The organism is Flavobacterium sp. 2755, from assembly GCF_031455715.1.
Taxonomy (GTDB): Bacteria; Bacteroidota; Bacteroidia; order Flavobacteriales; family Flavobacteriaceae; genus Flavobacterium.
Window position 1 is genome coordinate 804,266 of sequence record NZ_JAVDTG010000002.1, and the last position, 6,731, is coordinate 810,996.

Genomic DNA, 6,731 nt, shown 5'->3' on the forward strand with positions numbered 1-6,731 from the left:
AGGTGAATTGTTTTAATTCTATTCAAAATGTCCAAAAGTATAAAATATATTTACCCTAATAAATTATCAATAATCAGATTTTTTAAAGATGCCGAAGGTGTTCGTAGAAATCCGATACCTTTTCATAAGAGATATTTTGAGAGATTCGGGGATTCTTTTTCTATTAAAATTGGCTTATCAAAGTATATAATCTTGTCAAGAGATAATGAAATTGCACAGTATATTTTAGTTAAAAACCAGAAGAACTATCATAAGTCTAAATTTCAATCTGTATATCTTTCTAAGTATTTAGGAAAAGGGCTTTTAACTAGTGATGGTGATTTTTGGCTGAAACAGAGACGTCTTATTCAACCGGCTTTTCATAAGCAAAAGATGAATCAGTTGGTAGATAATATGAACAAAACCATTAGTGCGGAATTAGATAATTTAATTGAGGATAAAGCTATTAATCTTTTTCCTGTAATGAGTAATCTAGCATTTAATGTTGTTGCCAAATCTCTATTTCAGCTTTCGACTGCCGAAAATAAATTTCAACGAATCAAATTTATCATTGAAGAAGTTCAAAATTTTCTAATTAAAGAAATTAGGCTTCCACATAAAGCATGGTGGTTTTCATTAAGCGGTCAGGTAAAGAAACATCTCATGTTAGCTGAAGAGAATAATAGAATTATTCAGGATATTATTGAAGAAAGAAAAGCTTCAAAAGAAGAAATAAATGATTTATTGAACATGCTTTTGGAAACCAGATATGAAGATACTGGTGAAAGTATGTCTATTGAACAATTGATCGATGAAATTAAAGTTTTGTTTATCGCAGGACATGAAACAACTGCAAATGCTTTAACGTTTACACTCCATCTTTTAGGTAGAAACCCAGAAGTACAGCAAAAAATATTTGATGAAATCATTGAGATTGAGTCGCAAACGGAAGACATTATTGAACAGCTTCAAAAAATGACTTATACTAATGCTGTTTTGAACGAATCTATGCGTTTGTATCCGCCTGCCTGGATTACAGACAGGCAGAATATCGAGGATGATTCTCTGGCTCAATTCAAAATTAAAAAAGGAACATTAATTGGAGTTTCTTTTTACGAATTGCATCGAAATCCTAAATATTGGAATAATCCGGATAAATTTATTCCTGAAAGGTTTCTTGGTGAGCAAAAAAAGGAATCCATGCAATATTTTTATCCATTTGGTGCCGGACCAAGAATGTGCATTGGAACTGGATTTGCCATTTACGAAATGTGCTTAACGATATCTCAAATTGTTAAAAAGTATGTCATTAAATCGAATAATGATGTAATTCAATTTAATCCGCTAATTACTTTAAAACCTGTTAACGTCGAAGTTTCATTTTCTAAAAGATGAGTATCAATTCAAAAGAAACATATTCAAAATTTATAAAAGAAGAAGCCAAAAGGTTAGGGTTTATTTCTTGTGGCATATCTAAAGCTGGCTTTTTGGAACAAGAAGCCCCCCGGCTTGAGAAATGGTTAAATAATAATCATAATGGCCAAATGGCTTATATGGAGAACCATTTTGATAAACGCCTGAATCCAACTTTATTGGTTGATGATGGTAAAAGTGTGATTTCTCTATTGTTGAATTATTTCCCATCGGAATCTCAAAATGATAATAGTTTTAAGATTTCAAAATATGCCTATGGTCAGGATTATCACTTCGTTATAAAAGAAAAATTAAAAGAACTTCTTCATTCAATTCAAGAGAATATAGGCGAAGTTTCGGGTCGTGCTTTTGTTGATTCTGCTCCGGTTTTAGATAAAGCCTGGGCGGCAAAAAGCGGCTTAGGCTGGATTGGAAAAAACAGTAATTTAATAACTCAAAAGGTAGGTTCTTTTTACTTCATAGCTGAGCTTATCCTTGATCTTGATTTAGAATACGACCATGCAGTTACAGATCATTGTGGTTCTTGTACTGCATGTATTGATGCTTGTCCCACACAGGCAATTCTTGCACCATATATTGTAGATGGGAGCAAGTGTATTTCTTATTATACCATTGAACTAAAAGAAAATATCCCAAATGATATGCAGGGAAAATTTGATGACTGGATGTTTGGCTGTGATACTTGCCAGGATGTTTGTCCATGGAATCGATTTTCAAAGCCGCATTCTGAACCTCTTTTTAATCCAAATCCGGATTTAATTTCTTTCTCTAAAAAAGATTGGGCAGAAATTACTGAAGAAACTTTCCAAAAAGTTTTTAAAAATTCACCTATTAAAAGAACAAAATTTGACGGACTTAAACGAAATATTAAATTTCTTGAGTAAAGTCTAAATCGGAATATTTTAATACAATTTTGTTTCATTCTTCATTTTTTAATAATAATAGTAACTATTTGATAGTTAGTATTTTGTGGTTTTTGTAATCGATTTAATTTTTTTGTCTTTGTAGGATAATGTTGCGTATTTGTCGCTTAAATTAGTAAATATTAATTTTTCATTAAAAAATTAAGAAATTTCTGTTGTTTCATTGTTAAATTACTATGTTTATTGGGTTGTCAAAGTTAATTTATGTCGGCGAAATGTGTATTTCAACGTTTTTCTGGGTAGTTTATCGAGTAATGTAGCTAGTATTGAGGTGTTTATATACTTTCGCAGCACCAAATCTACTAATTTAATCCAAAGACGACTATGTGTCTTGAACCTAAAATAACTATGGTCCAAACGCTTTCCAATTATTTTTATGATTTTGAAAAATCTTTTTTCAAAAATCAAAAAACCAACCCTTTCAATTTTTCGTATCTGCTAAATAATCTGAAAATCAATTTTTGGTATTCAGCTTCTATACTATCTATTACACAAATTAATACCGAGTTTGTCTATGCGTAACTTTACTTTTAACTGGTTTAAGTTTTCCAAACCAAATTTTCTTGTTTTATTCTTTTTACTACTTAGCTATACTGCTTCAGCTCAGTTTTATACGCAGCATTATATTGCACCTGCTCCATGGCAGTATTTTAGTAAAGCAAACGAAATTGTTATAGCAACAAATTCTACAACTACTGTTACCATTACTGTATCTAAAAGTAATGGGACTTTAGTAACAAATTTAACCGCAGTAAAAGGAGCACCAGCTGTATATAGATTTGCTGGTTTACCTAAAGATGCTCCTGCATTTGCTTTAAATACTGTTCTAAACGGAGCGGGATTGATAATTAATGCTAGCGCTCCGGTCTCTATTAACTTGAGAAATGTCGCTTCTGATGCTTTGGGTGGTGATGGTGGTGATCAGGATATTAAAGGAAATGCTGCATTAACCAGTTTTGGAGATGCCGGAATTGGAATAAGATTTAGGGTAGGGTATTACAGAGATGGCTCTTTAGGCAATTTTAATGGTTTTGGAGACCAGCGCCCGATTTACAGTGTTATGGCTACAGTTGATAATACAACGGTAAAAATTAATAATGCTGTTGTGACGACATTAAATGCTGGACAGAGTTATTTATTTAAAGCAGCAATAGGAACATTGGTAGAAACCTCAAGCCCTGCTGTAATGAATACTTCTGCTGCTATAGACATGCCAGATGGTTGTGGAGATGGAGCTTTTAATCAGGTTCCACCAGAATCAGTTTTAGGTAATGAATATTTTATTGAAAGAGGAAAAGGAAATGATACTGCAGAACAAACTACTGTAGTAGCTACAAAAGACAATACAGCTTTAACAATAGATACCTATTCAACAACAGGAGCATTAGTTGGTACAGTTAATGTTACTTTGGCAACAGCGGGAAGTTTTTATACATTTCGTAACGGTGTTTCCAATACAAGTTTTTCGGCATCGCGTGTTTTTGCAGATAAGAAAATTGTTGTATATTCTGGAACAGCACAATCTTGTGAGGTTGATATTTCGACAATTGCCCCAGTATCAGAATGTGGGGGATCTAATTTTATAGAGACAGCAAAGTTTAGAAATTATGGTACTGGCTCATTACCTTATTTTGGATATATACTTTTAAGAAGTGCTACAGATGTAGTAACTGTAAATGGAACTAATATTGAGACTATAAGTGGTATCGCAGCTCGTCATCAATTAGGAACAACAGGCTGGTATTTGATTAACTTTGAGGATACTCAAATAGGAAGCCCAAATATACTTTCTATATCAAGTGCTGCTAAATTGACAGTTTCAATTGTTCAGCAAGGAGGAGGATTCTCGATGGCGGGATTTTTCTCTAATTTTGCCGTTCAGCCAGAAGATCCAACCATGACTTATATTTCTGGTGGAGGATGTACTAATAATAAAGCAGAATTGACGACGCCAGCTGGTTTTGCACCTTATCAATGGTATTATAATGGTACAGCAATCGCAGGAGCTAATTCTTCAACTTATACAGCAACAAAAACAGGAGCATATTCTGTAGCTTCAACTTTAACTTGTGGAGCTCAAACACAGTCAAAACCTGTTAGTGTTACTTTATGTACAGATTTAGGAATTACAAAAACAGTTGATAATGCTACACCATGTTTAGGTTCTAATGTAGAATTTACTGTTAAAGTAAGCAATTTAGGAGGTAATAATGTTTCGGGTGTTTCGGTAAATGATTTGCTTCCTTCAGGTTATACTTATGTAAGTTCAACACCATCAGTAGGTGCTTATGATTCGGCAAGTGGTAGTTGGAGTATTGGCGATGTAGATGCTCAAACATCTGTGACATTAAAAATTACTGCAACCATAAATACAACAGGTAATTATACAAATACTGCCTCGTTACCAGCATCAATAGATACAAACACGGCAAACAATTCAGCTAGTGCTGCAGTAACTCCAAAGACATCTAATCTTGTTATTACTAACCCTGCTGCAATTTGTGCACCTGCTACGGTTGATTTAACAGCTCCGGCAGTTACAGCAGGAAGTACTCCAAATATGACACTTTCATATTGGACAGATTCAGCTGCATCTACTGCTTATACAACACCAAGTGCTGTTACTGCTTCAGGAACTTATTACATAAAAGCAGTTTCTGCCGACGGATGTCAGTTTATAAAGCCGGTAGTGGTAACAATTAACGCGAAAGCAAATGCAGCTACAATAACAGCAAGTGGCTCTACTACATGTGCGACAGGAAGTGTTGTATTAACATCATCTGGTGGTTCAGGTACTTATTTATGGTCAACGGGAGAAACAACGAAAAGCATTACAGTTACTACGAATGGGAGTTATAGTGTTAGAAGAATAAATGCTGCAGGCTGCCCTGGTGACATTTCTGCGGCAACAGTAGTAACTTTTGTACCAGCAGCACCAACAGCTTCTTCTCAGACATTTTGTTCTTCTGAAAATAAAAAGGTTAGTGATTTAGTAGCTACAGGCAGCAATTTGAAATGGTATAGTGCCAACACTGGAGGAACAGCTCTTCCGACAACTCAGACATTAGCAACTGGAAATTATTTTGCAAGCCAGACTGTAAGTGGATGTGAGAGTACAAGAACTCAGGTAGCTGTAACTATTAATACGATATCTTCAGCGCCGGTTGCTTCTTCTCAGACTTTTTGCTCTTCTGATAATAAAAAGGTAAGCGACTTAGTAGCTACTGGAACCAATTTACAATGGTATAGTGCTTCTTCAGGCGGTACAGCCCTTCCTACAACTCAAACTTTGGCTACAGGAAATTATTATGTAAGCCAAACTGCTAATAGTTGTGGAGAAAGTGCAAGAACGTTAGTTGCGGTAACTATAGATACTCCACCATCTGCGCCAACGGCATCTTCACAAACATTTTGTGCGACTGATGCTAAAAAAGTTAGTGATTTAGTGGCAACAGGAACAAATTTAAAATGGTATAGCGCTAATAGCGGAGGTACACTTTATAATGGAACAGAAACATTAACGACAGGAAATTACTATGTAAGCCAGACTACTAATAGTTGTGGAGAAAGTGCAAGAAGGTTAGTAGCAGTTACAGTAAATAATACAGCTGCACCAACAGCATCTTCACAAACATTTTGTGCAATTGATGCCAAAAAAGTAAGCGATCTGGCAGCGACTGGAACTAGCTTAAAATGGTACAGTGCTTCAACAGGTGGAACTTTATATACAGGTACAGAAACATTAACATCAGGTAATTATTATGTAAGCCAGACTCTAAACAGTTGTGAGAGTACGAGAACTTTAGTAGTAGTTACAGTAAATAATACAGCTGCACCAACAGCATCTTCTCAAACATTCTGTGTAGCAGATGCTAAAAAAGTTAGTGATTTAGTTGCCACAGGAACTAATTTAAAATGGTACAGTGCTTCGACAGGTGGAACATTATATACAGGAACAGAAACATTAACATCAGCAAATTATTATGTAAGCCAGACTTTAACTGGATGTGAAAGTGCTAGAACGCTAGTGTCAGTAACTGTAAATCCGACACCTTCTGCACCAACTATTACTGCAGGTGGTCCAACAACTTTTTGTTCTGGTGGAAGTGTTACTTTAACTTCTAGCGGAGGAAACAGTTATTTATGGTCAACAGGAGCAACAACACAATCTATTACTGTATCTGCTTCGGGAACTTATACTGTAAGGATAGCGAATGCATCAGGATGTCAAAGTCCTGCTTCAACTGCTACGACAGTAACAGTAAATGCTATACCTGCAGTTCCGACATTAAGTGCTGTAACCCAGCCTACATGTTCATCAGCTACAGGAAGTTTTACAATATCAAACTACAGTGCTTCTAACACTTATGCGGTAAGTCCTTCAACAGGTGTTAC

2 protein-coding genes and 1 pseudogene are annotated in these 6,731 nt (G+C 35.1%); all 3 read left to right on the forward strand.

Annotated features, from left to right (window positions below):
• Positions 1 to 27 precede the first annotated feature (27 nt).
• Positions 28 to 1,374: a cytochrome P450 gene (locus tag J2Y38_RS07265; protein ID WP_309840931.1), complete on the forward strand. Its 1,347-nt coding sequence runs from the start codon at positions 28 to 30 to the stop codon at positions 1,372 to 1,374.
• Positions 1,371 to 2,297 (forward strand): tRNA epoxyqueuosine(34) reductase QueG, encoded by a 927-nt coding sequence (queG, locus tag J2Y38_RS07270; protein ID WP_309840932.1) that lies wholly within the window; start codon positions 1,371 to 1,373, stop codon positions 2,295 to 2,297. The genes J2Y38_RS07265 and queG overlap by 4 nt, the downstream gene beginning before the upstream one ends.
• A 553-nt stretch (positions 2,298 to 2,850) precedes the next feature.
• Positions 2,851 to 6,731 (forward strand): annotated as a pseudogene (locus tag J2Y38_RS07275) (hypothetical protein); the annotation flags it as partial.